Here is a 26,831-nt window from a genome sequence, read left to right on the forward strand (position 1 = left end):
GAAAGAAAAAGCAGCCAGAACACTTAGAGATACCTTTAAGCTATAAGTTGTGTGAAACCTCTTCAAATCAATTACTAGAGCCATAATAAAAAGCCACCAACCAGAATCACTGGCTGATGGCTTTCTTGTCTTACTCAAATGGAGGCGAACCGTGGCACGGTAAATCCACAATTCGACGTGTTGTGATGTTCAGGATGTTTGGGGATGCAGCTTAGGACACCTGCCAATTTGCCAATCTGAAATACGTGATTCCCTTAATAGGACGACCATCTTTAGCGTAACGACCAAATCCCCATGCTTCAGGGCGGTGGAGCATTACTTCAAGAAGAATCAAGTATTAGAACAACAAATTACCCAGAGAAAATACTAGAGCTTTAAAAGCAAAAGAACAGAAATATTATCCCCCTTAATTAGAATTATTATATAACTACCCTTCTAATTCAATCTCTTGTTCCACATTATCCACTTCAACCTCAACAAGACTGCGAATCATTTCATAGATCGCAATATCCTGATTGACAGCCTCAAAGCTGACGACCAAAGAATATTTCGCAGGTATATTGGCATCCCAACCTTTATGTCCGCGGACAGCCACACAAAAGCTATCTGTCAATTGGTTAGACTTGACTACTGTCCAATCTTTTTGGAGTGTACTATGAGACCTCGAAAAATCTTTAGCCTGCCCGTGATTGCTTTGCTCACCTATAACCCAATTAAAATTTCCGTCATCATCAACGGCCGCACCAGTTTCCAGAATCCTTTCTGCAAACGATTCAACACTTTCTCCAATTTTGCTGCATCTCCAGTCCAGCCAAGTAGAAAGGTATCTACCAATCGTTCTTCTAGTATTTCTAGGTTTTGCAACATACGATAAAGTAATCTCAATTTTCACATCAAAATCTTCCCCTACAGAATACAACTCTTCTGGAATAGGAACTTTGAATATATGAGACTGGCCTTCTTGTAGATATAAAGGTTCTTCGGTTATTAAAGTGACACGGTACTCATCATTCTGCGTCGCCTTAACAACATCGGGAAGACCATATCCAATATGTCTAACTATATCTTTAGTGTCTGGAAATTTTTTGTGTATATGCTCAGGCCATTTAGCAGATTGTGCAATGAGAGCTCTGTAAAGTAAAGCTGGAGCATCCGGATAAAGTTTTTGAATTTCTGCTGCAATAAACGTAACCTTAGGCGTAGCAAAGGAGGTCCCTATCCCATCCTTAGCATAAGCCTTTCCATCAGGAGAGACACGAAGAAGATCTGTGCAAACATCTGCAGGCGTAGTAAGGCTTACCTCTTCGCCTGCTTTATTTATGACCCATGTTCCTCCGTATTCGACTACATCTGGCTTAACAGAATTCCATATACCTGACCCTGCTCTCGAAAATGCCGAGGGTTCGTCTATTCCACCAATTACCTTGGTATCGTCTGTTTCATAATTTGAATGCGAGATTGATCCAACAGTCAGTGCCTGCATGCTTTGTGCGGGATTTGCAACTCGTGACTTTTCGTCAAATAAGTAGTTAGGATAAGGAATCTTTTCCTTATGAAAATTCTCGATTGTTTTTTGGTGTAAATTACCTACTGCTTGAACAAATAAAATATCATTCTCATAACTTTGCAAATCAATTTCAGTAGCCCAAGGAGACATATGCTTTATTTCACAAGAGCTTAATTCAGCAATAGAATGATTAAATATTTTAGTCTTTCTCTCCGCTTTTTTTGAGAACTCTTCAACAATAGCTCTAATAAATAGTGGAGGAAAAATACTACTTTGAATTGAATGCTCATTATTTTCATCTAAGACACGTGCATTCCTGATAAAACAAGGAAGTTTGTACGTCCCAGATTGGGGTATTTCAGATGGATAAAGAATTGCTCCAGCAACTCTGGTGCCATGGCCTCCTTGCGTAACTTCATCTAAAACTGATGTAGTTCCTTTAACATAACATCTTGAGTCATCGCTGAGTAATGCTGGTTCAATATATTTGTGGCCTTCTTGAATTCCACTGTCAATGACAGCAACAATTGGAGCATCATCATCTGGAGGATCAATTGTGACATCCATGGACAAATCTTCTAAGACAACTTCCGATGATTCACCTATGCAGAGGTCTCTTACGTACTCAATAGAGAATATTGGGGAGAAGTTATACGCCAAGTCTTTTAAGCATTTCCCACTTACTAGAACTCTGACCGAAAAACTATCGCAAAATTCTAAAAAAGTTGGCTCACCATCAACATAAGAACTTATGAATTTACCATTGTAGTGAGAAATAATCTCCTCAAATTGTCCTTCACGCTCTAATTTAAGTTCATCCCATAAATCATAAGCTTGAAAGTATTTGTTTTGCCAATTTTGATATCGTCTACTTTGTTTAAATTCCTCTTCACTCATATCTTCGGGTTGAGAAGGGGGTTGCTCCAAACTAAAAATGTTTCCAGAGCAACTGATACTAACATCTAATTCGTAATTTTGATCTTCAAGTATCGTAGGCCATATGTTCATTAAGTTGCCACCAAATATCCTCTTCAATCTGGATTCATCTCCATGAAAAGCATAAACGCGAGCAGGTGTATTACATCTATTTGAAACCTCATTTATAAAATCTTCAGTTTTACTGTATAATGTAGCAAATTCAAAATCTCCGTTCGAAACGATAACATAACCTTCTTCAAGTTCTGAAACAACTTCAAATCCTAATCCTTTTAGAAAACTGATATCCTTATTAGGATCGATTTCAAGAAGTAATGGAATACCAGCTTTAATCTCTGGTAATTGTTCTTTAATCCGTTCTTCTTGTTTATCTTTCCAAAACTTGGATAACTGAGCTGCTTGGTTTTTGATATAATTCCCATGGCCTTTTCGGTTTTGCCTATTTTCCAACGTTCTTGGATCTTTAGGCCCTCTGCCTCTTAATGCAGGTTTACCATTTAATACTATAGATAAAGGAAGATGTGTAAAATCGCTTGCCATCGTTATAACCTCACCTTATTAATATTTCATGGAGATATCTTTAATTACTCCTTGTATATGTGCTTCGTTTATAACTTTTGAACCTTCAAGAATACAGCTTTTAGCAGCATTTTGTGCAATAGACACAACATTAGCAGCAGAGTGGCCTTCAAGACGCCTAGAGATAGATTCCCATTCAATATCTCTACTTACATTCATAGCAGAAAAGGTAGTTTTGAGCAATTTTTGTATTTCACCAGCTGAAGGTTTAATAATTTCAATAATATCGTCGAATCTTCTGAATAAGGCCTCATCAAGTGATACCTTTAAATTTGTAGTAGCAACTACTAAACCTGGAGAACTGTATTCATCTAGTAATGTTAGTAACATATTAACGATGCGTGGAACCTCACCCACATCTTGACCAGTTGTCCTAGACTTAGCAATAAAATCACATTCATCAAGCAAAAGTACGACAGGTTCATTTTTACTATGATCGAAAACAGCTCTTAAATTGGAAGCAGACTCTCCAAAATAAGAAGATAGTAAAGAATCAAATCGTACCTTCAATAAAGGCAATCCCAAATTCCAAGCTAACCTTTCAGCAGCCAATGTTTTTCCACAGCCAGGATCACCGTAAAGTAAAACTTTCTTTTTTGGAACAAGATTGAATTTGGCTAAACGCTCTTTCGCAGCATATTCCTTTTCAATAGTCAATAATCTACTTTCAATCTCGTCGCTTAAAATCATATGATGCTTTAGTTGCTCTCTAGGTATATAAGATACTAGTTGTATGTCATTGCGTTTACTAGTAGGTAATGCTCCCATACCGCTTGCAGTATTTTTCTCCTTGTTGTATTGTGTGATCGGATTCTTGGATTTAGGCTTCTCTGTATACTTTATTTTTTCAAGTGAGTCAGCTAGCACTTTGTGTTTTTTTTCTCTTTCGCTTGAAATAATAAGATCGGCAATTTTTTTTAATGAGGCAACATCTTCTGAAAAAATCGCTTTAAAGAGCCGCTTATACAAGTCAGCATTCATGGTTTATTTATCCTTTCTAAAATAAAGCTGTGTAACTAAAAATTAAAGAAAATTTTATGAAGAGCCGTCAACAACTTCCTTGTATTCATACTCTCACAGCATGAATTGAGTTGTCAAAATAATTGTCGGCCCTTCACAAAATTCTTTATATCAATGTGCAAGCTTTAAAACTCTGCAATCACAGTTTTTCGGTACAATGCCCGCTCCACATCCCGCAGTTCTACTGTCATATGCACCTGCTTCGTCTCCCGATGCACCGCAACTGCGGATGCTGCACTTCACGTCCAGCATCCCGATCATCACTCGAATATCATGTGTCAGGGATTTCAGCAATTCCTCCAGCAGATACTCCAAAATTTCGTTTCTCGCTAGCTCCAAGACTTCATCGGGTGCTCCTTCAAAAAAATCAATAGCAGCTGTAACATCAGAACGAGTAACATTGTCATTTCGGAATGCTGCAACACAATGCTTTTCACTGAATGTAATTGTTGCTCTCCCACCTGTTCCGTCAATAACACTATAGTTCATTCTATCCCAAGAATGTTCATAGGACAGTTCAGGATAATGGGCCACCATAATTGCGTGCGCAATAGATGAAAGTATACATCCCTTCCAAAGATCGTGTTTATTCCATCCTTTAGTTATCATTATAGGCTTCATTATGGTCTCCCTTTTTTAGGTTTAGAAGGAGGATTCGCTTTATTTATTCTACTTCATCCTATTTATATCCCCTCCTGCCCAGCATGTAGCGCTCTTTCATCGCCAGGTTATAGGAAAGCCGAGTACATTATAAAAACCCACAATGACATATTATGTCAAAGTGGGTTTGGCTCTACTGATACTTATCTTGATTATTTAAATATCCCTCTAAAAACTGTCTGTTTCTCTCACTTATAGGTAATAATCCTAAATGTTGATATTCAAAGATCATTTGTCGTTGAGTTGGCGTTACTTTTGAAGCTATTATATCTTCATAATTATATTGAATATTTAATTTACCAGGATACTTCAGTACTAAGGTTAAATTTGTCCACGCCTCTTGATCATTATCAATAAATATTTTTCTTAGCTTTTCAAATTTGGATTGTAACCCTAATAGCAAGTCATCATAAATTTTCTCACTCACACCATATTTTTCGGGGATATCATGAGAGTATATAAAATCTCCGTTCTCAGACGTATTAAAATAAAAGTATACATTACTAGAGTCACCTAATATTTCAGCATACAAATAAATCTCATGCCATTTGTCTTCAGGTATCATATCTAAAACATGCTCTGCAATTTGAGGATATAACTGATCCATTTGTTTCTCCATAGCCTTCTCAACCTCCGTTTTGATTTTTTATTGTGACTTTTTGAGTTCTACCACCATCAATTGAGTACTCCACTATGATACTATCAGGTCTAGCAGAATCATCAATATATTGGGGTTTTATTTTTATTTTTACGCTTTCTTTCCGCCCTAATGCTGCTGCCCATTCTTGTTCCATTGTGTGCCATTTCCCACCAGCTTGATTAATTTGAGAATTCATTGGCACTAAGTTATCAATGTCTCCAGAACCTTTAAATTGACTACCGATTAAATGACCACCATCATCTCTCTGTGGATAATCACCTCGGATTCTATCTTCTCCCCCCACTTTGCTTTGAGCGTACTTATTTCTTGGTCCTGTGCCAAGTTGTAAATCAGCCTCGACGCTATCAATACGACCAAATTTATTTGTTTCATAAGTATAGCCTTCTGGAGTTGTGTACTTTACATTAGGTTGTAACACTTTTTTATTGCCACTTCTACCAATCTGTGTTCCATAAGAAACTTCAGCCTTACTATCTACTACACCCGTTACCTCAATTTTGGGTGGTTCAATTGGCTTTGGAGGCGTAACCTTCCCCATTATCGGTTTTTTTACTTTTGAGATGTTAAATGGTTTAGAGGTTATCCCTATATTCCTATTGGCATTTCTAAGCCCGTGAAAATTCATAATTAAACCAGTACTGATAATAGGAATAGCTTCTAATATGCTTATCTTTCTTCCCGTTAAATAATCATAGCCTTCAAAAGCCGCTTCTAATTGTTTTTGGTTAATATCCACGTGATCTGATTCGCTGTTTATTCTGATTTGTTCATCTCTATAGGCAATGCTAGCTGCGGCTGCTTCCTGACCCGAGACCCCCTCTTTACTAAGTATTTTCACACCCCATATTTCTTGTTTATGATACTCATCAAAGTTGTAGGTTTTTTTAACTTTCTCCTTTTCCTTTTGCTCCTCCATGTGATTTTCGGACTTCGCCTTCCAGCGTTGTCTCAAATCCGCAGGAATCTGTTGGTATGCTCCCCCCAGTTCATTTGCAAGCTTCCGTATATAAGGAACCATATCCTCCAATGAAGTGGGTAAACCGAATCCACGTGCATTCGTATATACCTTCCCCAGTATCCACTTTTTATAATAGGCATCTCTGGCTTGCTCGTGCTCGTACTGGCTAATGAGTCCTTGTAACGCCAAGCTGGCCAAATACTTCAGCGGATGAGGACTCCCCTTACCGCCTCCCCCAACCGTAGGTGTTCCTTTACTTCGAACAGGAATCGCTGCAGTTGCTTTCAGAATGACACCCGCCGCAGGTCCACTTAGTGCTCCTATAACAGCACCAGTCACTTTTCCCATCACCGGAATGGAGCCTAAAAGCTTAGACACCGTACCCATCAAGGCTTTAGCCTGTTGAAGGGCTGCCGGACTTGTGACTTTCGCGGTAGGAGTGTTGCTGGATGGGGCTTTGGCTGTTGCTGCAGTTTGAGCCGCTTCATACGCTTTAATACTCATCAATGGAGGCTCAGGTACAGGAGGGAGGTCAGCTACGAAAACAGGAGCCTTCACCGTACCTTCCTGATAAATCACTGGGGCTTTGGTGTCCGTCTCACCATCCAGCACCATACTGCTGGCTCCACCTTTTAAATATAGTGCGGTCCCAGCTTCCAGTGATAGTTCCTGACCTGCATCCAGCTTTACATGACTACCCTGAATCTGTACATTCCCCGGACTGTTGACGGTAATGCCCGTATCCTCATGTAGTGTAATCGAAAACCCATCGGAAGTGGACAGGATCAGCTCTTGCTCAGACATTTCTATGCCGCTACCTTGTACGTGTTTCCATACCTTCACATCTAGCTGTCCATTGGCGTGGCGATGCTGTCGCAAGGAATCGGTCACATAGGCTTCCTGTTCACAGTGTGTAGGTGAATACAGCTCCACTTGTTCCCCAACTTCAGGCATGTCGTACCAGCCGCTATGCTCTTCCGCTACATAACGGGTGGCTACGGGAAACCAGCAGGCTTTAGCTGGGTCTTGCTTCGGATCAATTTCCAGTTGAAGTTGTACGAAATCCTGTTGTACTTTCAACACCGTTCCCGTGAGTGAAATCCCGATAGCTTGATCATTTTCATACCGAGCATAGTGAATATCTTGTTCGGTTTGGAGATCATAACGAGTTTGGAGTAGACCGTCCTTTAACTCTGTAACTGCCCTCACAACGACCAGCTCTTTGCCTTGTCCGATGGGTAACGTAATCAAATCACCCAGCGCATAGTATTGCAGATTTTCAATCGTGTAGGTGACATAAGCGCCAGCACGTTCCCCTGGTTTTCCTGTATCTAACTCATGAAACGTTTTTCGTACCCTGTAAAATACATCTCGTTCCACCTTGTACTGCTTGCCTTCTGGCATTCCAAAGAAAACCTTAGGTGATGCAGCCGTGACCTCCGGCACAAGTACCGAACCAAAGCGAGAGACAAGACGCTTTAAAAAGGCCCAATCGGTTTCTTCATATTGTAAAACAAAAGCACCTAACTGGGCATAGTTGGTTACGGTATCAATGGCATCTCCATACATGTACTTCCGAACCATTGTAGTGACCAGATCATCATAGGTACGATGAATATCCTGATAGGAGCGCCTTTTCGTCTTGATATCCATTTGATAGGAATGCGAGGCTGCCTCCAGTTCGAAGGTATATACTCCCCTTATGCAGTGTACTGACATGCGTGTAACCAGCCCGTGAAACAATCTTCTGTTCGACTGTCCTTGCTCATCTAGCTGACGTATAACAATCGGCTCTTGCTCCATGTCCTGTCCAACACACGCGGCTCCCTGTTCTTCCGACAGCATGCCGCTCACATACAGGTATGCATGATCGTTAACGGCCCTGGTAATTCGCAATTGTTCCATATGCTGAGGTTGAAAAGGACCGTATAAGTGTAGACTTTCATACCCTATTCCGTTTTGCAGTACTTCCAAATTCTTTCATATCTCCTTTCTAGCAGCACAAGGCGCGTTCGCCATCTACCTTGTATTTACATGTGTTCGTAGCTACTATACAATTCAGATTTCAAGTTTAAGAGGTTATTTTTAACAGCAAAACATTCTTATGTATGTATCGGATAGATTAGTGATTTTGTTTACAGAAAGCTCCATCCGATCTGTTATTTTGAATTAATATAGCTAACGAATGAATATATGAAACCCCAAAACCATCTTCCACCTAAAAGAAAATAGATATTATTACTTTGAAAGGCTCCTATTATCGGTGAAGCCTTATTTTCCTTAACATGAGCTATATCCACACGCAAAAGAGAGGATGTCTGTATTTCCTGACCATTCACCCAAGATACTACCGAAGGACAAAATATCGTACGCAGTAATAACTGTAGATTCTGATTTTGATAACACATCCGATTTACAGGAGTACTCATCACGGAAGGGTTATATGCAGTGACAGTTCATTTTGGGTCTTCTGAAGAAATCGGTCCAACGTGAAATCGCTGGATTAATGACTGGTTTCCAGACAGTGGATGGAAAACAACTATCAAGACCTAACTATAAGTGGTACCAAAATCAATGTGTTCCTCCTGAATTGGCATTGATATTTCTATGTACGCCTGTAGTAAAAAATCAATTGTAAAACCTCTTCATCTCAATTATTAAAGCCATAATAAAAAGCCACCAACCAGACACTGGTTGATGGCTTTAAGTACCTTAATGTAAAGCGAGAGAACGAAACCTTGTGTAAAAACAGCACCTCACTTGAAACTCTCCAATCACCAAACTAGATTCCTGTCAAAAACAACTACTTCTTTCGCCAACTCCAACCTAATTTAATCACCCTTTGAAACTTCATCCAGTGTGTAGATCTTTGCATTCTCAATTTGAATACACGCTGATTGTAGTTCCTCATCCTTTTTCCATTGTTTTATTAACCCTTTTGAGTAGTTCCAGTAACTCTTCACTTCTTCCGCTTCAAAGATTTGGTAGCCATTAACCCATAATTCAGGACGCATCTCTTTATTATCGTATATATAAAGAAGTGCCTTCTTAGGTGAATAACTAAGTCGATAACTTATCGTGAATCCTCTAGACCTTTTCCTTAAATTGTCTACTTCTCTCCAAGCCTCGAAATTAAAATATGTTACATGACTTCTCTTCTCCGAATGCGTAAAACAATCACCACACCCATTACAAGTTAGCTCAATTGCATTATCTTTTTTATAACTTAGCCCAGTGCAGATCCTAAAATTATATGGTTGATGGCATTTTGTGCATGTTAAGCAATCATCAGTTACCTCCTTTAATATTCTTAGAAAATCAACAATTCTATTTTGTGTGAAGTCTGGATCATCAGCAGTTATCTCTCGTATCATTTCAGTTTGAAATTTGAATAAAGTAAACAAAGATCCCCTCTTGATTAGTTTTTCAATTAAATTCTTGTAATCCGCAATCTGAAATTGTTTTTCCTTTTCAGTAGTCATTAAGGTCATTATCCTCACTCCAAATCTAATATTATAGTAATTTGTTTCACCAGAATAATAGATTTGCATACAAAAAAAGACACCTTAATGGTGTCTTTTTTAAAGATAGCAATGGAGGCGAGGGGAGTCGAACCCCTGTCCGAAGATAACGACACATAAGCTTCTACGGGTGTAGTGACAGTTTTGATGTCACCCTAGAAACTCCCTGTCACCGGATTCCCTTCGGGTCAGCCTGATTATCTTCTTCAGCTCACCGCAGGCGGAGATGAGACAGCGTATTCCACTATTTGTTAGCCCCTATCCCAGTCACATGGACGATGCTGGGTAGAAGCACGCACACAGTTTCTTAGGCTGCGAAAGCGTAGTTGTTTTGTTGTTTGCCGTTTAATAGGCTTTAGCGTTGATGAAGCGGACGCGTCCCCACTACCCGCTACCCATGCTCGAACTATCCCCGTCGAATCCATAAACGCCCCCTTATTATAAAAGGGCTCCACGGATAAAACCGGAAATACCGGAGCATAAGCATGCATAATATCAAAAGCTGAATCCTAGGATTCAACACTCGAACAAAGTTAAAAGCTTTAAAACTGACTACTTCGTTAGTATACCATATTACAGGTCATTACGAAACGAAATGAAGCTATTTAAGCCTTATAAAATAGCACCATTACAGGAACAAGTAACTTCTCCACGTAATTTGTACCATACCCAATAATACAGCAACTTATCTTGCAATTTTCTGCTTCTCACGCAAAGCGCGTTGGATATCACGTTGTGCATCGCGTTTAGCCGCAGCATCACGTTTATCATACTGCTTTTTACCTCTGCCCAATCCGAGCAAAAGCTTGGCATAACCGTTGCGAACGTAAATCTTGAGCGGTACAATCGTGTAGCCTTCCTGCTTGGACAAACCGATAAGCTTGCGAATCTGCTCTTTATGCAATAGCAACTTACGCGTACGCGTCGGATCAGTAGGATTATTACGATTGCCTTGCTCAAAGGGACTGATATGCATATTGTGAATATGAATTTCGCCATTACGGATCGTAGCAAATGCATCACTTATATTGGAGCGACCATTCCGTAGAGACTTAATTTCCGTTCCCGTTAATACCATGCCCGCCTCGTAGGTGTCCTCAATAAAATAGTCATGGGAAGCTTTTTTGTTCTGGGCGAGCACTTTCCCGTCTGCCTTCTTACCCATGAATACCACTCCTTATGAATAACGTAATTCACTCTTGAAATCTAGGCATCAAAATCTGGCTACAAAGAGCCGCCTAGAAATATATTGTAACAAATTTCAGATGGTAAAAGCAAGAAAGGTCAAGCTAACTTACACTTACATCACACTTAAAACAAAGCGGCTTCCATCCAATACAGCAGACAGAAACCGCCCGTATAACTTATGCTTCAAGTCAGCTTCATTCACTGCAATGGAAGCTCCAGCCTTCAAAGTAAGTAAGCTCTAGCTACCTACTTCTTCTTTTTCCGCACAAAGCCCGCGGTGCTATTGCCGACACTTCCGCCCTTATTCTTCCGCTTGCGACGTGCTGCGCCTTCACCGTTTGGTCTGGCATCACTACCTGGTGTAGCTGCTCCGCCGATGAAAATACCGCTGGCAGACGTCTTCTTCCGTCGCTTGCTTGCCCCGGATGTTGGCGAGTTATACCCGCCCTTACCACTGCCAAAGCCGAAGCTGCTAGCTGAGCCAGCCCCAGCACCGCTTCCGCCGCCGCGCCCTGAACGACCTGCGGTGCTAATCCCTCCGTTACCAGCGCCAGCTTCTTTTGGCTTCCCGGTAACATCACGACCGCCTTTACGCTCTTTGCCAGTCTTGTCCTTGCCGCCCTTGCGGTCACGCCCTTCTCGGCCTTTGCCTTTACCACGGCTCTCGCCACGCGCAAAGTCTCCACCCTGTCCTGTACCGCCAGTCCGTTCACGGCGTTGCCGTTGCTTCATATCGACAAGTTCAAAGTCAATTGTGTAATCTTCCATATTCACACGCGCGACGCGAACTTTAACCTCATCCCCAATGCGGAACACCTTGGAGGTGCGTTCGCCAATCAACGCCATATGCTGCTCGTCAAAGTGATAATAGTCGTCCGTAAGCGCACTCAGACGCGTCAGGCCCTCCACTGTATTGTCCAGCTCAATGAACATCCCAAAGCTGGTTACACTGCTGATGATCCCCTCGAATTCCTCGCCGACCTTGTCCAGCATGTATTCAGCCTTTTTCATCTGCTCTGTATCACGCTCTGCATCCACAGCTACACGTTCACGCTCGGAAGATTGCTGCGCAATATCAGGCATACGTGCAGTCAAATATTCCTGACGCTCGGCTGTTAAAGCCCCGCCATTCTCCAATACCTCACGAATGACACGGTGAATCACCAAGTCAGGGTAACGACGGATCGGCGATGTAAAATGAGAGTAATACTCCGCTGCCAATCCAAAATGTCCTGTCGACTCCGCATCATACTTTGCCTGCTTCATCGAACGCAGCATCATCGTGCTAAGCACGGTTTGCTCCTTCGTACCCTGAATGTCTTCCAGCAACGTTTGCAGAGCACGCGGATGAATGGAATTTCCTCTACCTTTGATCTGATGCCCAAAATTAGCTGCGAAAGCCATAAAGTTTTGCAGCTTCTCTGGATCTGGGTCCTCATGAATCCGGTACAAGAAAGGTACTTTGAGCCAATGGAAATGTTCGGCTACCGTTTCATTGGCCGCCAACATAAACTCTTCAATAATTTGTTCAGCTATCGTGCGATCTCTCTTTACAATATCGACAGCTTTGCCTTCATTATCCACAATCACTTTGGCTTCATCAAAGTCAAAATCAACCGCACCTCGGCGCATTCGATTAGCACGCAGCTTCAATGCCAATTCCTTCATCGTGCTGAATACATCAATGAGATCCTTGTACCGTTCCATCAGTTCAGCATCTTCCTCTTCGAGGATTTTGCGAACGTTAGTGTACGTCATCCGTTCCTTCGTTTTAATCACACTGGTGAAAATATCATGCTTTACAACCTTCATATGCTCATTGAATTCCATCTCACAGGATAAAGTCAGTCGATCCACCTGTGGATTCAAAGAACATATTCCGTTCGAAAGTCGATGTGGAAGCATAGGAATGACACGGTCAACCAAATACACGCTACAACCGCGGTTATATGCCTCCTGATCCAGCTTGGAGTTCTCACGCACATAATACCCTACGTCGGCAATATGAACGCCCAGACGGTAGTTTCCGTTCGGCAAGCGCTCTACATTGACAGCATCATCCAGGTCTTTGGCATCCTCACCATCAATGGTAACAATGATCTTATCACGCAGATCGCGCCGTCCCTGACGTACAATCTCTTCTTCCGTAATCGCGTCGGGAGCATTCTCCGCTTCCTCTGTCACTTCATCTGGAAAAGCTTCCGGAAGCTGATGCTTACGAATAACTGACAAAATGTCGACGCCCGGATCATCCTTATGACCCAAAACCTCCAACACTTCACCTTCCGCTGCTGCTCGTCCTTCTGGATAGCTCACAATACGCACAACGACCTTTTGACCGTTTACAGCTCCATTGAAGCTTGTTTTTGGAATGAAAATATCCCGGTTAATACGCTTATCATCCGGCAAAACGAAACCGTATGCTTCGTGGCTCTGAAACACGCCTACTACTTGAAGCACTGCGCGCTTCACGATCCGCACAACTTCGCCTTCTAATCGGCCACCCGCAGGTCCCTTCGACGTCACTCTTACCAGTACCGTATCTCCATTCATCGCACTCTTTAAGTCGTTAGCATGAATATATACATCCGGGTGCTCCCGGTCCTCTGGAATCAAAAAAGCAAATCCCTTGGCATGAGCCTGCAAACGCCCACGCTGCAAATCCATTCGTTCCGGCACACCATAACGATTTGTGCGGGTCAGCAGAATTTTCCCCTCTTCCTCCAAAGCATTCAAAAGCTTAAGAAATTCACGGAAATCTTCCGCATCCTTAATATCAAAGTGCTGCTCCAGCTCCTGGTAAGTCATGGGTTTGTATGCGGTCTCGCGCATAAAATCGAGTAGTTGTTGCTCTGTTATCATAATATTGTCCACCTCGGGTGACCTTTAATTTTCAGTAATAAATCCGCATGTCCTTGTTCCCTGTTCCTGATACAAGGCTCTTAATATACTCATACCCTAGTATACACGAATTTAATCGACGGCATCCCTGCCTGTCCAAAATCTAAAAAAAGCCCCCGTTTCCCGCGAAACGAAGGCTTAAGGTACATATTTATCTTATTTTGCGAAAAATGCAACTAAAACAGAAACGATCATGAAACCCGCACCCAAAACAGCAGTTGCGCGTTGTAAAATCAAATCCATACCGCGAGCTTTTGTCTTGCCGAACAGATGCTCAGCACCGCCAGAGATGGCACCGGACAAACCTGCGCTTTTCCCCTTTTGCAGTAAAACAACCGCAATAACAGCAATCGAGAACACAACGAGCAGCACTTTCAAAAAGATTTCCATGAAAAATCCCACCTCCTGAGCTTATACATCTGTTTTGCAAAACAACACAGCCTCTTTTATGAAAACATGTACATATCATGTTATAAATAGCCGGAAATTAACGCAAAACACTATTTTTATTCTACCACAGCTTCCAGTAGATAACAACAGCTATAGCAAGTCACTCAGCCATTAAGCCTTTCAAAGTTATAAATTCTCATACACATCCATAATAACAAAAAACAGACCTGCTCGCGGTGGCGAGTAGGCCTGTTTTATTCATGCGAAAAAGCTTTGAGCGTTCAGACTTCATGATCATAAACCATGAGTCAAGAGACGCCATCAGCATTTTTGCGCAATATTATTTTTTCAGGTTGTAGAAAGATTTCAGGCCGTGGTATTGAGCCAGTTCACCCAGTTGATCCTCAATGCGGAGCAATTGGTTGTACTTCGCAATACGGTCAGTACGGGAAGGAGCACCTGTTTTAATTTGGCCTGCATTTGTTGCAACAGCGATATCAGCGATTGTGCTGTCTTCGGATTCACCGGAACGGTGAGAGATAACAGCTGTGTATCCTGCACGTTTAGCCAATTCGATAGCATCGAATGTTTCAGTCAGCGTACCGATTTGGTTTACTTTGATCAGGATGGAGTTACCGATGTTTTCATCGATACCTTTAGCCAGACGCTCTGTGTTTGTTACGAACAGGTCGTCACCAACCAATTGGATTTTGTTGCCCAATTTTTCAGTGAGCAATTTCCAACCTTCCCAGTCATCTTCGGAGCAACCATCTTCAATAGTGATGATTGGGTATTTATCAACCCAAGAAGCAAGCAGGTCAACGAACTCAGCAGAAGTGAAGGATTTTCCTTCGCCTTCCAAAGTGTATTTTCCATCTTTGAAGAACTCAGTGGAAGCAACGTCCATACCGAGGAATACGTCAACACCTGGTTTGTAACCAGCTTTTTCGATCGCTTCGATAATAGTGGACAGAGCTTCTTCGTTAGATTTGAAGTTAGGAGCAAAACCACCTTCATCACCAACAGCTGTGTTCAAACCTTTGGAGTTCAGTACGGATTTCAGGTTGTGGAAGATTTCTGCGCCTACACGCAGAGCTTCTTTAAATGTAGGAGCGCCTACAGGCAGAACCATGAACTCTTGTACGTCAACGTTATTGTCGGCATGAGCGCCACCGTTAACGATGTTCATCATTGGTACTGGCAATTGTTTAGCATTGAATCCGCCCAGGTAAGTGTACAGTGGCAAGCCCAGAGCTTCAGCAGCAGCGCGAGCTACAGCCATGGATACAGCCAGAATTGCGTTTGCACCCAATTTACCTTTGTTATGTGTACCATCCAATTTGATCATCAACGTGTCGATTTCTACTTGGTTCACAGCATCCAAGCCGATTACTTCAGGAGCAATAATTTCGTTCACGTTTTTAACAGCTTGCAGAACGCCTTTACCCAGGTAACGGGATTTGTCGTTATCACGAAGCTCTACAGCTTCGTGAGCGCCTGTGGAGGCACCGGAAGGAACGATAGCACTACCGATAGCACCGGATTCCAGATATACTTCAACTTCAACCGTAGGGTTACCACGGGAGTCGAGGACTTCGCGAGCGTACACGTCAGAAATAATAGTCATTTGTACTTAATCTCCTTTGTGAATCATGATTTATTGGTCAAGCCTATACTTATTAAATCAAGCTTACTTGCGGGATGCAATCATAGATTTTCCTGTCATTTCCGCAGGTTGCGGAAGTTGCATCAAATCGAGAAGCGTTGGAGCTACGTCAGCCAGTATTCCATGCTCACGCAAAACGATATTTTCGTCAGTCAAAATGAACGGAACCGGATTAGTTGTGTGAGCTGTGAACGGACGTCCCTGCTCATCAATTTCCATATCCGCGTTACCATGGTCAGCAATGATAATAACCACGCCGCCTTTGGCTTTAACCGCATCTACAACACGTCCAACACATTCATCCGTCGTCTCTACCGCCTTAATCGTTGGCTCCAGCATACCGGAGTGTCCAACCATATCCGGATTGGCAAAGTTCAGGATAATCGCATCATGCTTGTCGGCTTCGATTTCCTTAACAGCAGCATCCGCTACTTCATACGCACTCATTTCCGGCTGCAAGTCATATGTAGCCACTTTAGGCGAGTTGATCAAAATACGAGTTTCGCCAGGAAGCTCCACATCGCGTCCGCCACTGAAAAAGAAAGTAACGTGCGGATATTTTTCAGTCTCAGCAATACGCAATTGCTTTTTGTTGTTTTGAACCAACACTTCACCAAACGTGTTATCCAGGTTTTTCGGTTCGTAAGCTACAAAGCCTTCAACCGTTTCGCTGAACAACGTCAGGCAAACAAAGTGCAGATCTTTAGGCCATTTCGGACCACGGTCAAAACCACGGAAGTCCGCGTTTGTAAATACCTGAGACAGTTGAATCGCACGGTCAGGACGGAAATTGAGGAAGATAACAGAGTCATTGCTTTCGACCAGCCCTACAGGACTGCCGTCAGCCTTCACAATAACCGTTGGCTCCACAAATTCGTCGAACACTGATTTTTCATACGATTCTTTTAATGCTTCCATTGGGTCTGTGTATTGAGGGCCTTCTCCGTACACGATTGCACGGTAGGATTTCTCTACACGTTCCCAACGTTTGTCGCGGTCCATAGCATAATAGCGTCCTTGTACAGTCGCAATTTTGCCTACGCCCACTTCTTGAATTTTAGCGATCAGCTCCTGCATGAAGCCTACGCCGCTGTCAGGCATAACGTCGCGTCCATCCATGAAAGCATGAATGTACACTTCTGTTAAGCCTTCTTTTTTCGCCAAATCCAGCATAGCGAACAGATGGCTGATATGGCTATGCACGCCGCCGTCGGACAGAAGTCCGTACAGGTGAAGTTTCGTGTTGTTCTTCTTGGCATGTTGCACTGCTTTAACCAGTGTTTCATTGTCGTAGAATTCACCTTCACGGATGGACTTCGAAATACGAGTCAAGTCTTGATATACAATTCGGCCTGCGCCGATGTTCAAGTGACCTACTTCGGAGTTACCCATTTGTCCTTCAGGCAGACCCACTGCTTCGCCAGAAGCCGTCAGCGTTGTATGAGGATACTGTTGTAAATACCGGTCGTAATTCGGTTTGTTGGCCTGCGCAACCGCATTACCTTCTACGGTGTCACGCAATCCGAACCCGTCCATAATAATTAAAGCTACCGGTTTTGGTGCTGTCATCTTACTTCGCCCCCTCAACAAGCGCGATGTACGACGCCGGTTGAAGACTGGCACCGCCCACGAGCGCGCCGTCGATATCGCTTTGACCCAGGTACTCAGTAACATTTTCAGGTTTTACACTGCCACCATACTGAATACGTACAGCATTTGCTGTATTTTCATCATACAGCTCTTTAATCAGACTACGGATATAGGAAATCACTTCATTCGCATCCTGCGAAGTGGAAGATTTGCCTGTTCCGATGGCCCAGATTGGCTCATAAGCAACAACTACTTGTGCTGCCTGATCCTTAGCCAAACCAGCAAAAGCTGCTACAGTTTGCACTTTTACAACCTCTTTGGTTTGTCCAGCTTCACGATCTTCCAGCTTTTCGCCTACACATACGATTGGAGTCAGGTCATGACGGAATGCTGCATGAACCTTTTTGTTCACCGTTTCGTCTGTTTCATTAAAATATTCACGACGTTCGGAGTGTCCGATCACAACGTAGTCTACGCCCAGATCTTTCAGCATTCCACCGCTAATTTCACCTGTAAATGCGCCATCTTCTGCAAAGTGCAGGTTTTGTGCGCCAATTTTAATAGACGTGCCTTTTACTGCTTCAACCAGAGCAGGAAGATTCGTAAATGGTGCGCAAATCACGCTTTCCACTCCTGCAACCTCTGCTTTGCCTTTGATCTCTTCGATGAAAGTTTTAGCTTCTGGTACGGTTTTAAACATCTTCCAGTTACCCGCGATAATCGGTGTTCTCAATGGTTTCAACTCCTAACTATTAGGTGCCCTAAAGCTTTATTCACGCATAGTGCGTTTGATTATTTATCGTTCAGTGCAACAACACCCGGAAGTGCTTTGCCTTCCATAAATTCCAGAGATGCGCCGCCGCCAGTGGAGATATGATCCATTTTGTCAGCCAAGTGGAATTTTTCAGCCGCAGCCGCTGAATCACCGCCACCAATGATGGTGTATGCTTCAGTTGTTGCGCAAGCTTCCGCTACTTCACGAGTACCACCAGCGAAAGGTTCGATTTCAAATACACCCATTGGTCCATTCCAAACAACCAATTTGGAGTTTTTGATAACATCTGCATAGATTTTACGTGTTTTCGGTCCGATATCCACGCCTTCCCAATCTGCAGGAATACCATCGATGTCCACAATGTTAGTATTCGCCGTAGCGCTGAAATCGTCAGAAATGACAATATCCACCGGAAGGTAGAATTTTTTGCCGAGCTTCTTCGCTTTTTCAATAAATCCAAGAGCTACGTCCAGTTTGGATTCATCCAGTAGGGATTGACCCACTTCATGACCTTGAGCTTTAAAAAATGTATAAGCCAAACCGCCGCCAATGATTACGTTATCTGCAATGTTCAGCAGGTTGTCAATCACGTCGATTTTGTCTTTTACTTTGGAACCGCCGATAATGGCTGTAAAAGGACGATCTGGGTTTGATAGAGCTTTACCGATTACAGACAATTCTTTCTCCATCAGCAGGCCGGAAACAGCCGGAAGAAGATGCGCGATACCTTCTGTGGAAGCATGAGCACGGTGTGCTGCACCAAATGCGTCATTCACGAAAACGTCGGCCAATTCAGCAAATTGCTTCGCCAATTCAGGATCATTCTTTTCTTCTCCTGCATAAAAACGTACATTTTCAAGCAACAGCACGTCGCCGTTTTGCAGTTCAGCCACTTTCGCTTTAACAGCTTCGCCTACCGATTCGTCCACTTTAACTACTGGCTTTTTCAGCAGCTCAGACAAACGTACGCCAACAGGAGTCAGACGCATGGATTCAACAACCTGACCTTTTGGACGTCCAAAGTGACTCGCCAAAATAACTTTTGCACCTTTTTCAATCAAGTAGTTAATGGTTGGCAAGGTTTCACGAATACGCTTGTCATCCGTAATTTTACCGTCCTCAACCGGAACGTTAAAATCTACACGAACAAACACCCGTTTTCCATTCAGTTCTATATCACGTACGCTCTTTTTGTTCATCTCCATATTCCTCCGCACCCTTATAATTTTACGAATCAGGAATTCAAGGCACATTTGATATATAAAGAGCGGAAACAATAACCTGTTTCCGCTCTATGTTGTTGCTCAATAAGACTGTTCTTATTTAGCCAGTTTTGCGAAGTATTCCAACGTGCGGATCAATTGTGCAGTGTAAGACATTTCATTGTCATACCAAGCTACAGTTTTCACCAGTTGTTTGTCGCCAACAGTCAGAACTTTAGTTTGAGTTGCATCAAACAAAGAACCGAAAGTAAGACCTTTGATGTCGGAAGAAACGATTTGATCTTCAGTGTATCCATAAGTTTCAGGATCGGAAGCTTCTTTCATCGCAGCGTTGATTTCTTCAGCAGTTACGTTTTTCTCCAGAACTGTTACCAGCTCAGTCAGGGAACCTGTAGGTACTGGAACACGTTGAGCCGCGCCATCCAATTTACCTTTCAACTCAGGGATAACCAAACCGATTGCTTTAGCAGCACCAGTTGTGTTAGGGATGATGTTTTCAGCTGCTGCACGAGCACGACGGAAGTCACCTTTAGCATGTGGAGCATCCAAAGTGTTTTGGTCGCCAGTGTAAGCATGAATTGTAGTCATCAAGCCTTCAACGATACCAAATTTATCTTGCAGTGTTTTAGCCATAGGAGCCAGGCAGTTCGTTGTGCAAGAAGCACCAGAGATTACAGTTTCAGTTCCATCCAGAATTTCATGGTTTACGTTGTAAACGACAGTTTTCATGTCACCAGTAGCTGGAGCGGAGATAACAACTTTTTTAGCGCCGCCTTTCAAATGTTTCTCAGCAGCTTCTTTAGTTGTGAAGAAACCTGTACATTCCAGAACGATGTCTACACCCAGGTCTCCCCAAGGCAGTTCTTCAGGGTTGCGGTTAGCCAAAACTTTAACTTCTTTACCGTTTACTTTGAAGAAGCCATCATGTACTTCTACTTGTCCTTGGAAATTACCTTGTGTTGTATCATATTTCAACAAATGTGCCAACATTTTGGAATCTGTCAAGTCATTGATTGCTACTACTTCAATACCTTCCACATTTTGAATCCGGCGGAAAGCAAGGCGTCCAATACGTCCGAAACCGTTAATACCAACTTTAACTGTCATGAGTGAGTTCCTCCCAAAGTTCGTTTAGTTTAGTTTTATATATTCAAGACAGACCCGAAAGCCCGTCAAGACAACACTATTCATAAATCCAATATTAATCATTTAAATAACGACTTACAATCTCAACAGCAGCGCCTTCGTCGGTGACTAGAATGTCCTCTTGCCCGAAACGCAGTACCGCATGAATAGCGGCCGCCTTGCTCTTGCCTCCAGCTACACCTAGAACGGTATCGGTTCGCCTGATGTCCTCCAATCGGAGTCCAAGCGTCAGCATTCTGTGAACAACGACGCCATCTTCGTTAAAGTAATAACCAAACGATTCGGCAACGGCCCCCTCACTGCTGATCTGGGCAAAGGTTTCGGGATCAAGTTTACGTCTATGTGCCATCGCTATGGCGTTGCCTATCCCGTGAATGATGATACGACTCTCGCGAATCAGGTTCAATATATCCTGAATGTTCGTATCTTCAAGCAAGGAGTTGTAAGCATGATTGCTGAGCAAATCCGGTACATGGAGCAGACGGTATTGAGCGCCTACCTTGCGAGCCATTGTGGAAGCAATTGTGTTGGCCTGCATTTCCATGCTTTCTCCCAAACCCCCGCGTGCCGGTACAAACCACCCACCCTTAAGTGGGCCATTAGAAGGTAGTGCCAGTTGTTCCGCCACGTCGGCAATCGTCGTGCCACCTGTTACAGCGACCACATCCTCGTCGTCCATAACACTCAGCAACGCTTTTGCTCCAGCGCGCCCCAGCTCCTGCTTTGTTAACGGAGAAGCATCCGAATCCCCTGGAACGACAACCACCTTCCTCAAACCATAGGCTTGACGAATCTGGTCCTCCAATTGGGACAGGCCGAACAAGTTGTTCGCAATCGGCTCCAGCTGTTCCAGCAGATCCAGTCCTGCTTTGCTCACCTTCATGCCTACACTCTCAATCTCAATTAGCCCTTGAGCTTTAAGAAGATCGGTTTCGGCGCGCAACACGCGCTCAGTCATGTTCAGTGAAGCTGCCAGTGTTCTGCGTCCAACAACATCGGACAGCATAATCTGATGCAGGATCGTGTACCTTTTTTTCAAAACATCCATGAGGTCGGGCAGAAGCTGCTTCTGTATTTCTAATATCTTTCGCATGCTTTCCACTCCCGCACACTTCTAAGTTCTGTCTCTAATGCTCTATCTCTAACTGGTCTTAAAACGTCCCGGGATAACTTTTTAAGTCCCACGTATATCTTAACCAATATTTGCTCCACATGCAAGTCTATCTGAACCTATATTTCTCAACCATTTGCCTGAATATGCGCATTTAATAAAAGCTTGCAATTCACTGCTGTATATCATATAATCATCTTTGTTTCCAATTAGCTGTTTAATTAGTTAGTTGTTTGCATTGATTGAACTATGCGCCCGTGGTCCAACGGATATGACGTAGGCCTCCGGAGCCTGAGATCGAGGTTCGATTCCTCGCGGGCGCGCCATTTTAAATGAACGCATAAATGCTTCTACATAATGTTTTAACCCATAAGAGCGCTGAGGGCTCTTTTTTTTAATCATTAGTTTGACTTTCTTTGACTTTTTGTTTGAAATTGTTTATCATGTGGTTAATACGGTAACAGTTTATAAATAAGGGACGTGTAATCGGCATGTCCACCAAATCCACTAACGATATTTAAGGGAGGTTTTTTGACGTGAGCTATGTTCCTATGGTAGTAGAACAAAGTAACCGCGGCGAACGCGCCTATGACATTTATTCCAGACTGTTGAAGGATCGCATTATTTTGTTAGGCTCGGACGTCAATGACGTTGTAGCCAACTCTATTATTGCGCAAATGCTGTTTTTGGCTGCCGAAGATCCTGAAAAAGATATTCACTTGTATATTAACAGTCCTGGCGGTTCCATTACAGCTGGTATGGCCATTTTCGATACGATGCAATACATTAAACCTGACGTATCTACGATTTGCGTAGGTATGGCGGCTTCCATGGGCGCGTTCTTGCTGAATGCAGGCGCCAAAGGTAAACGTTTCGCTTTGCCAAACAGTGAAATTATGATTCACCAACCACTGGGCGGTGCACAAGGCCAGGCAACGGATATTGAAATCCGCGCACGCCGCATTCTGAAAATGCGTGATAAACTGAACCGCATTCTCGCAGATCGCACAGGCCAACCACTGGAGCGCATTGAAAAAGACACAGACCGTGACTACTTCATGTCCGCTGATGATGCCAAGGAATACGGTATTATTGATAAAGTGCTAACTAGCTCCTCTCCAGAAGGTGTATAAGAGAAGAAATTCACCTCTCGATAGCTGGTAAATGAAAAAAGCTGCTCCGGATGTTCTTATCCGGTAGGCAGCTTTTTTGCTTTGTTGTTTTTTTAGGTTATAGACAATTGAACTTGTTTATTTCTACTATTCATTCTGTCCCGCAAAAGGCTTTCCGCCTTGAGGCAGCACTTTACCGAACGAGTAGGTAAACTCCGGAATTCCATACGCGTATGGCGCATAATCATACAAATCAAACACAATTGTTACTCCACTGCTCGTCACATAAAAATTCTGATCTGCCGCCAGCTCTTTAAATTTGCCGAATCCTTCGCCAGCCTGAATCGCATCGACTTTTTTCTTCAAATCAGCATTGAGGAACTTTTTGTAGTTCGGATTTGCCTTCAAAACGTCAGACAATTGCAGCAGTTTACCATCAGCGAGCGAGAACGTATATCCTTTACGTGCCGTCATGCCATGTGCGCCACCCGTATACGAGTAATCCTGCATAATCACACTCAGAATACCATTTTTGTTATAGGCAATCGCAAAATCATTTCCGAACTCATACGGTCTTTCTGTTGTAGCCTCTCCCTCAGCCATCATCTTTTTACCTGCTGCCAATATACCCTCTGCATGCTTTTTAAGCACATTGTTAATGGCCTGTTGAGCCTCAGGATTCAGTTGGCTGCCGCTGATTTGCGGATACTTAATCTTGTAGGACACCTTCGCATTACTCGATGCTGGAAGTGTTTGAGACGCAATTGTGATCGGATTTAGCTGGCTTTTACTAAGCGTTACTGTTTTCTGAGCTGCGTTCCATTGAGCATCTATGCCTAGATAGTCTTTCAGCAGACTCATAGGAATGTATAGCTTCCCAGCGATCTGTTTGGCATCCATGCTACGTGTATTGATTCCATTGACGTTGACGTAGGCATCCGAGGAAGAAGCCATAATGTAAAGTTTATTGTAACCACTACCTACGGTATATGTCGTTGTTTTCGCATCATAGCTTACTGGAATCCCCAAGCTGTCACGCAGTGCGGCCACCGGAACCATTGTACTCCCGTTCACTTGAACACCTTTAGCGGGTAACGTTTTACCATTCCATTGGATGGCGATTCCTGGTTGCTGTGTTGCCGCTTGCTGCTGTTTGGTCGATGCTGCCTGGATATAGGAAACGGGAACAGCTGCGACTCCTGCTAAAATCCCTGCTGCCAGCAGTGCTGAACCCCATTTTTTCGTACGCTTACTCATATTAAGTATTCCTCCTGTTATATGATCTGTATTGTCTATGTGTGATAACCACTTTTCTTATTATATCTATACCCTATTGTATGTAGTTTACAATCTGTACACTCTCCGATTTCAATATGTACACCTAATAACCCTTAGCTATGACAGACTCATTACAAAAAGGTTTCGGTATACAAAAAGAGCCAGCAAGCCAACCTGCACATGATGCAGGCCGCTTGTGGCTTCGTTTGATGATCTGTATTAGTTCATTTCGTATTGAGCCGATACCTGAACTTTCACTGTTACTTGCCCCGATTGTATCTCTGTCCCGCCACCTGCTACATCCAAGAGCGATTTTGACATGGCATTTTCACGTTGTGTAAAGACTTGTGCTTCTCCGCCATCTACCGTCACATTCACAAGAGCACCTAACCCGCGTTTGGCTGCTTTAGCTACAGCACTGGCTTTAGATTGTGCGCTTCCCAATGCCTTAGTAATGGCTTCTTCTTCATAAGTCGAAGGATCTTCCACGGAAAAACGTATATTATCTACGTTATTGGCTCCGGACTTGGTCGCCTCATCCAACAACTGACCGATTTTATCCAAATCGCGGTATTTGACGGAAAGTGTATGGTTGGCAGTGTAGCCTTTGAGCTTCTGCCCTTCTTTTTCGTTATAGGTATAGTTAGGCTGTACATAAAATTGGCTGGTCTGAATGTCACCTGCCTTGATGCTCCACTTTTCTTTCAGCAGTTGTGTAACCTTGTTCAATTTTGTAGCATTGGCTTTTTGAGCAGCGGCTGCCGTATTCCCTTCCGATTGTACACCGATAGAGAGATAAGCAATATCGGGCTTCGCCAATACTTCCCCGCTTCCAGTCACATTAATTACTCCGTTTACCGTCGAAGCTGTTGACGCAGCATAGGCACGATCTGCCCCTGTCCATAATCCTCCTGCTACTCCCCCTGCCATTAATGCTCCTGCGAGAACTGCCGTGGCTACTGTTTTTGTCCAAAGTCTCATTGAATTCAACCTCTTTCTTGTAAATGTTTGTACCTTCCAGACGGAAATGACGGAAAAAGGTTGCAGCCAAGCATCCATATTTCCGAAACAGAGCATGACCATGGAAATTTTAATTATTTATAACTTGAACTTAATACAGTCTCTATATTCAACAAATCCACACATAGAACAGTTAACGGAGGAGCGTTCGAAGACTTTTTTCTGGATACAAAAAAAAGCCCCAAAGGGGGCTTTTCACTAAGAGCATACACCATATTACAAAGCAAATCTTTGTTTATTGATTTTCCAGCTCTACCTTACTAACCAGACTTACTAAAGCGTTTACAGCCTGTTCGGCGTCCGCACCTTCAGCACTTATATTGATTTCAGTACCTGTACTGATGGCAAGACTCATAATACCCATGATGCTCTTGGCATTAACCTTTTTGTCTTCTTTTTCCACAAAAATCTCAGATGAATATTTATTCGCTTCCTGTACGAACAACGCAGCAGGTCTGGCGTGCAGTCCTGTTTTCAAGCGTACGACTACCGGATGTTTTGACATGTCAGCTTACCCCCTCATCAAATAAATCTGGACACTACTTACTCCATTTTATTTATCACATTATAACATTAACCCGGGACAGACACTAGAAAAAAAACTAAAAAAACCGGGGCTAAAAGCCCCATGGACACTCTTTTTACGGAATCAGGCCATTTTCGCCTCTAATTTTGTCAGCCATCTCATCAATTTTGCGAAGCCGATGATTTACACCCGATTTACTCACGACCCCTTTAAGCATTTCCCCGACTTCTTTCAAATTCAAATCGGGATGAGCGAGCCGAATTTCTGCCACTTCACGCAGTTTATCCGGCAAGGTCTCCAAACCAACTTCCCTCTCCAGCAACTTAATATTCTCAATTTGCCGGACAGCAGCTCCGATCGTCTTATTCAAATTAGCCGTTTCACAATTGACAATGCGATTTACGGAATTGCGCATATCGCGCATAATGCGTACATCTTCAAATTTGAACAAGGCTTGATGCGCCCCAATGATGCTAAGCAGCTCAATGATCTTCTCGCCTTCCTTGATGTAGAGAATAAAACCTTTTTTTCGCTCAATACAGCGAGCATTTAGATGAAATTCATTCGCAAGATCAACGAGGGCCTGACAATGCTCCTCATACATCGAAGAAATTTCAAGGTGGTAAGACGATCCTTCAGGATTGTTGACAGAGCCACCTGCCATAAAGGCGCCCCGCAAATAAGCCCTCTTACAACAGTTTTTCCGAACGATATCCCGATTAATCCCGTCAGTGAATAAGAAACCTTCTGTGACGATATAAAGATCCTTTAGCAGTTGCTGCACACCATTGGGAATACGGACAATGTACACATTATTTTTTTTCAAGCGCATTTTTTTCCGTACAAGCAGTTCGATATGAAGTTGAAAATGCTTCTTGATCAAGGAGTAAATCCGCCTTGCAATCGCGGCATTTTCTGTAGACACGTCCAATATCACCCTTTTATTCGACAGTTGTACGGATCCGAGCATACGTATGAGCGCAGATAGTTCCGCTTTCTCACAGCAGGACTGGCTTTCAATCATCGTAAGCTCTTTTTTCGTTTGTGCCGCAAAGGACAAGGG

Annotated in this window: 20 protein-coding genes, 1 tRNA gene and 1 other RNA gene; 2 read left to right on the top strand and 20 right to left on the bottom strand. The window is 43.1% G+C overall.

The features are described from left to right. Positions 1-427 precede the first annotated feature (427 nt). The 16 genes from MHB46_RS13215 to MHB46_RS13290 all read right to left on the bottom strand — a co-directional run bounded on the left by MHB46_RS13215 (position 428) and on the right by MHB46_RS13290 (position 21,814). Complete coding sequence (locus MHB46_RS13215) at positions 428-2,983, bottom strand: S8 family peptidase (protein ID WP_341162566.1); 2,556 nt, start codon at positions 2,981-2,983, stop codon at positions 428-430. Between the two features lie 18 nt (positions 2,984-3,001). Beyond that, positions 3,002-4,003, bottom strand: coding sequence for an AAA family ATPase (locus tag MHB46_RS13220; RefSeq protein ID WP_341162567.1), 1,002 nt, complete (start codon positions 4,001-4,003; stop codon positions 3,002-3,004). Between the two features lie 150 nt (positions 4,004-4,153). Beyond that, a complete protein-coding gene (locus MHB46_RS13225) occupies positions 4,154-4,663 on the bottom strand; it encodes a hypothetical protein (protein WP_341162568.1) in 510 nt (169 codons plus the stop codon). A 172-nt stretch (positions 4,664-4,835) separates the two neighbouring features. After that, positions 4,836-5,321, bottom strand: a complete 486-nt coding sequence (locus MHB46_RS13230; protein WP_341162569.1) for an antitoxin YezG family protein — start codon at positions 5,319-5,321, stop codon at positions 4,836-4,838. Between the two features lie 7 nt (positions 5,322-5,328). Then, complete coding sequence (locus MHB46_RS13235; RefSeq protein ID WP_341162570.1) at positions 5,329-8,295, bottom strand: DNA/RNA non-specific endonuclease; 2,967 nt, start codon at positions 8,293-8,295, stop codon at positions 5,329-5,331. Between the two features lie 857 nt (positions 8,296-9,152). Further along, entirely contained in the window at positions 9,153-9,872 is a 720-nt protein-coding gene (locus MHB46_RS13240) for a hypothetical protein (RefSeq protein ID WP_341162571.1), read from the bottom strand. Between the two features lie 40 nt (positions 9,873-9,912). Then, positions 9,913-10,277: a transfer-messenger RNA gene (ssrA, locus tag MHB46_RS13245) on the bottom strand. A gap of 250 nt (positions 10,278-10,527) precedes the next feature. Further along, positions 10,528-11,007, bottom strand: a complete 480-nt coding sequence (gene smpB / locus MHB46_RS13250; RefSeq protein ID WP_013308270.1) for an SsrA-binding protein SmpB — start codon at positions 11,005-11,007, stop codon at positions 10,528-10,530. A gap of 269 nt (positions 11,008-11,276) precedes the next feature. Continuing rightward, positions 11,277-13,892 carry a ribonuclease R gene (gene rnr / locus MHB46_RS13255; RefSeq protein ID WP_341162572.1) on the bottom strand — a complete coding sequence of 872 codons (2,616 nt, stop codon included), beginning with the start codon at positions 13,890-13,892 and terminating at the stop codon, positions 11,277-11,279. Positions 13,893-14,087: 195 nt separating this feature from the next. Further along, complete coding sequence (secG, locus tag MHB46_RS13260) at positions 14,088-14,321, bottom strand: preprotein translocase subunit SecG (RefSeq protein ID WP_013308268.1); 234 nt, start codon at positions 14,319-14,321, stop codon at positions 14,088-14,090. A 340-nt stretch (positions 14,322-14,661) separates the two neighbouring features. Further along, on the bottom strand, positions 14,662-15,948 hold the full coding sequence (gene eno / locus MHB46_RS13265; RefSeq protein WP_013308266.1) for a phosphopyruvate hydratase: 1,287 nt from the start codon (positions 15,946-15,948) through the stop codon (positions 14,662-14,664). A 63-nt stretch (positions 15,949-16,011) separates the two neighbouring features. Next, positions 16,012-17,556: a 2,3-bisphosphoglycerate-independent phosphoglycerate mutase gene (gpmI, locus tag MHB46_RS13270; protein WP_341162573.1), complete on the bottom strand. Its 1,545-nt coding sequence runs from the start codon at positions 17,554-17,556 to the stop codon at positions 16,012-16,014. Position 17,557: 1 nt separating this feature from the next. After that, on the bottom strand, positions 17,558-18,310 hold the full coding sequence (gene tpiA / locus MHB46_RS13275) for a triose-phosphate isomerase (protein WP_023986490.1): 753 nt from the start codon (positions 18,308-18,310) through the stop codon (positions 17,558-17,560). Between the two features lie 59 nt (positions 18,311-18,369). Next, entirely contained in the window at positions 18,370-19,551 is a 1,182-nt protein-coding gene (locus MHB46_RS13280; protein WP_341162574.1) for a phosphoglycerate kinase, read from the bottom strand. 120 nt (positions 19,552-19,671) lie between these two features. Then, positions 19,672-20,682, bottom strand: coding sequence for a type I glyceraldehyde-3-phosphate dehydrogenase (gene gap, locus MHB46_RS13285; RefSeq protein ID WP_023986488.1), 1,011 nt, complete (start codon positions 20,680-20,682; stop codon positions 19,672-19,674). 94 nt (positions 20,683-20,776) lie between these two features. After that, positions 20,777-21,814: a sugar-binding transcriptional regulator gene (locus MHB46_RS13290; protein ID WP_341162575.1), complete on the bottom strand. Its 1,038-nt coding sequence runs from the start codon at positions 21,812-21,814 to the stop codon at positions 20,777-20,779. Positions 21,815-22,083: 269 nt separating this feature from the next. On the opposite strand from MHB46_RS13290, the gene MHB46_RS13295 reads away from it, so the two are divergent. Together MHB46_RS13295 and clpP are read left to right on the top strand one after the other, a co-directional pair. Then, a tRNA-Arg gene (locus MHB46_RS13295) sits at positions 22,084-22,158 on the top strand. A gap of 210 nt (positions 22,159-22,368) precedes the next feature. Beyond that, on the top strand, positions 22,369-22,965 hold the full coding sequence (gene clpP, locus MHB46_RS13300; RefSeq protein ID WP_013368815.1) for an ATP-dependent Clp endopeptidase proteolytic subunit ClpP: 597 nt from the start codon (positions 22,369-22,371) through the stop codon (positions 22,963-22,965). Positions 22,966-23,091: 126 nt separating this feature from the next. Here the strand turns inward: clpP and MHB46_RS13305 are convergent, their stop codons facing one another. The 4 genes from MHB46_RS13305 to whiA form a co-directional block, all read right to left on the bottom strand. Further along, positions 23,092-24,201, bottom strand: coding sequence for a PdaC/SigV domain-containing protein (locus tag MHB46_RS13305; RefSeq protein ID WP_341162576.1), 1,110 nt, complete (start codon positions 24,199-24,201; stop codon positions 23,092-23,094). Positions 24,202-24,441: 240 nt separating this feature from the next. Beyond that, positions 24,442-25,203, bottom strand: coding sequence for an SIMPL domain-containing protein (locus tag MHB46_RS13310; RefSeq protein WP_341162577.1), 762 nt, complete (start codon positions 25,201-25,203; stop codon positions 24,442-24,444). A 274-nt stretch (positions 25,204-25,477) separates the two neighbouring features. Further along, positions 25,478-25,747, bottom strand: coding sequence for an HPr family phosphocarrier protein (locus MHB46_RS13315; protein WP_013368811.1), 270 nt, complete (start codon positions 25,745-25,747; stop codon positions 25,478-25,480). Positions 25,748-25,883: 136 nt separating this feature from the next. Then, positions 25,884-26,828 carry a DNA-binding protein WhiA gene (gene whiA, locus MHB46_RS13320; RefSeq protein WP_061830212.1) on the bottom strand — a complete coding sequence of 315 codons (945 nt, stop codon included), beginning with the start codon at positions 26,826-26,828 and terminating at the stop codon, positions 25,884-25,886. Positions 26,829-26,831: the final 3 nt, after the last annotated feature.

The sequence above is a fragment of the Paenibacillus sp. FSL H7-0703 genome, from assembly GCF_038003485.1.
GTDB classification, from domain to species: Bacteria; Bacillota; Bacilli; order Paenibacillales; family Paenibacillaceae; genus Paenibacillus; species Paenibacillus polymyxa_B.

Coding starts and splice junctions, on each gene's coding strand:
- MHB46_RS13315 (WP_013368811.1), bottom strand. CDS start 25,747: ATGTCAAAACATCCGGTAGTCGTACGCTTGAAAACAGGACTGCACGCC.
- MHB46_RS13230 (WP_341162569.1), bottom strand. CDS start 5,321: ATGGAGAAACAAATGGATCAGTTATATCCTCAAATTGCAGAGCATGTT.
- MHB46_RS13240 (WP_341162571.1), bottom strand. CDS start 9,872: ATGCAAATCTATTATTCTGGTGAAACAAATTACTATAATATTAGATTT.
- MHB46_RS13225 (WP_341162568.1), bottom strand. CDS start 4,663: ATGAAGCCTATAATGATAACTAAAGGATGGAATAAACACGATCTTTGG.
- MHB46_RS13215 (WP_341162566.1), bottom strand. CDS start 2,983: ATGGCAAGCGATTTTACACATCTTCCTTTATCTATAGTATTAAATGGT.
- MHB46_RS13310 (WP_341162577.1), bottom strand. CDS start 25,203: ATGAGACTTTGGACAAAAACAGTAGCCACGGCAGTTCTCGCAGGAGCA.
- MHB46_RS13280 (WP_341162574.1), bottom strand. CDS start 19,551: ATGAACAAAAAGAGCGTACGTGATATAGAACTGAATGGAAAACGGGTG.
- rnr (WP_341162572.1), bottom strand. CDS start 13,892: ATGATAACAGAGCAACAACTACTCGATTTTATGCGCGAGACCGCATAC.
- MHB46_RS13305 (WP_341162576.1), bottom strand. CDS start 24,201: ATGAGTAAGCGTACGAAAAAATGGGGTTCAGCACTGCTGGCAGCAGGG.
- gap (WP_023986488.1), bottom strand. CDS start 20,682: ATGACAGTTAAAGTTGGTATTAACGGTTTCGGACGTATTGGACGCCTT.
- MHB46_RS13290 (WP_341162575.1), bottom strand. CDS start 21,814: ATGCGAAAGATATTAGAAATACAGAAGCAGCTTCTGCCCGACCTCATG.
- eno (WP_013308266.1), bottom strand. CDS start 15,948: ATGACTATTATTTCTGACGTGTACGCTCGCGAAGTCCTCGACTCCCGT.
- MHB46_RS13220 (WP_341162567.1), bottom strand. CDS start 4,003: ATGAATGCTGACTTGTATAAGCGGCTCTTTAAAGCGATTTTTTCAGAA.
- secG (WP_013308268.1), bottom strand. CDS start 14,321: ATGGAAATCTTTTTGAAAGTGCTGCTCGTTGTGTTCTCGATTGCTGTT.
- gpmI (WP_341162573.1), bottom strand. CDS start 17,556: ATGACAGCACCAAAACCGGTAGCTTTAATTATTATGGACGGGTTCGGA.
- smpB (WP_013308270.1), bottom strand. CDS start 11,007: ATGGGTAAGAAGGCAGACGGGAAAGTGCTCGCCCAGAACAAAAAAGCT.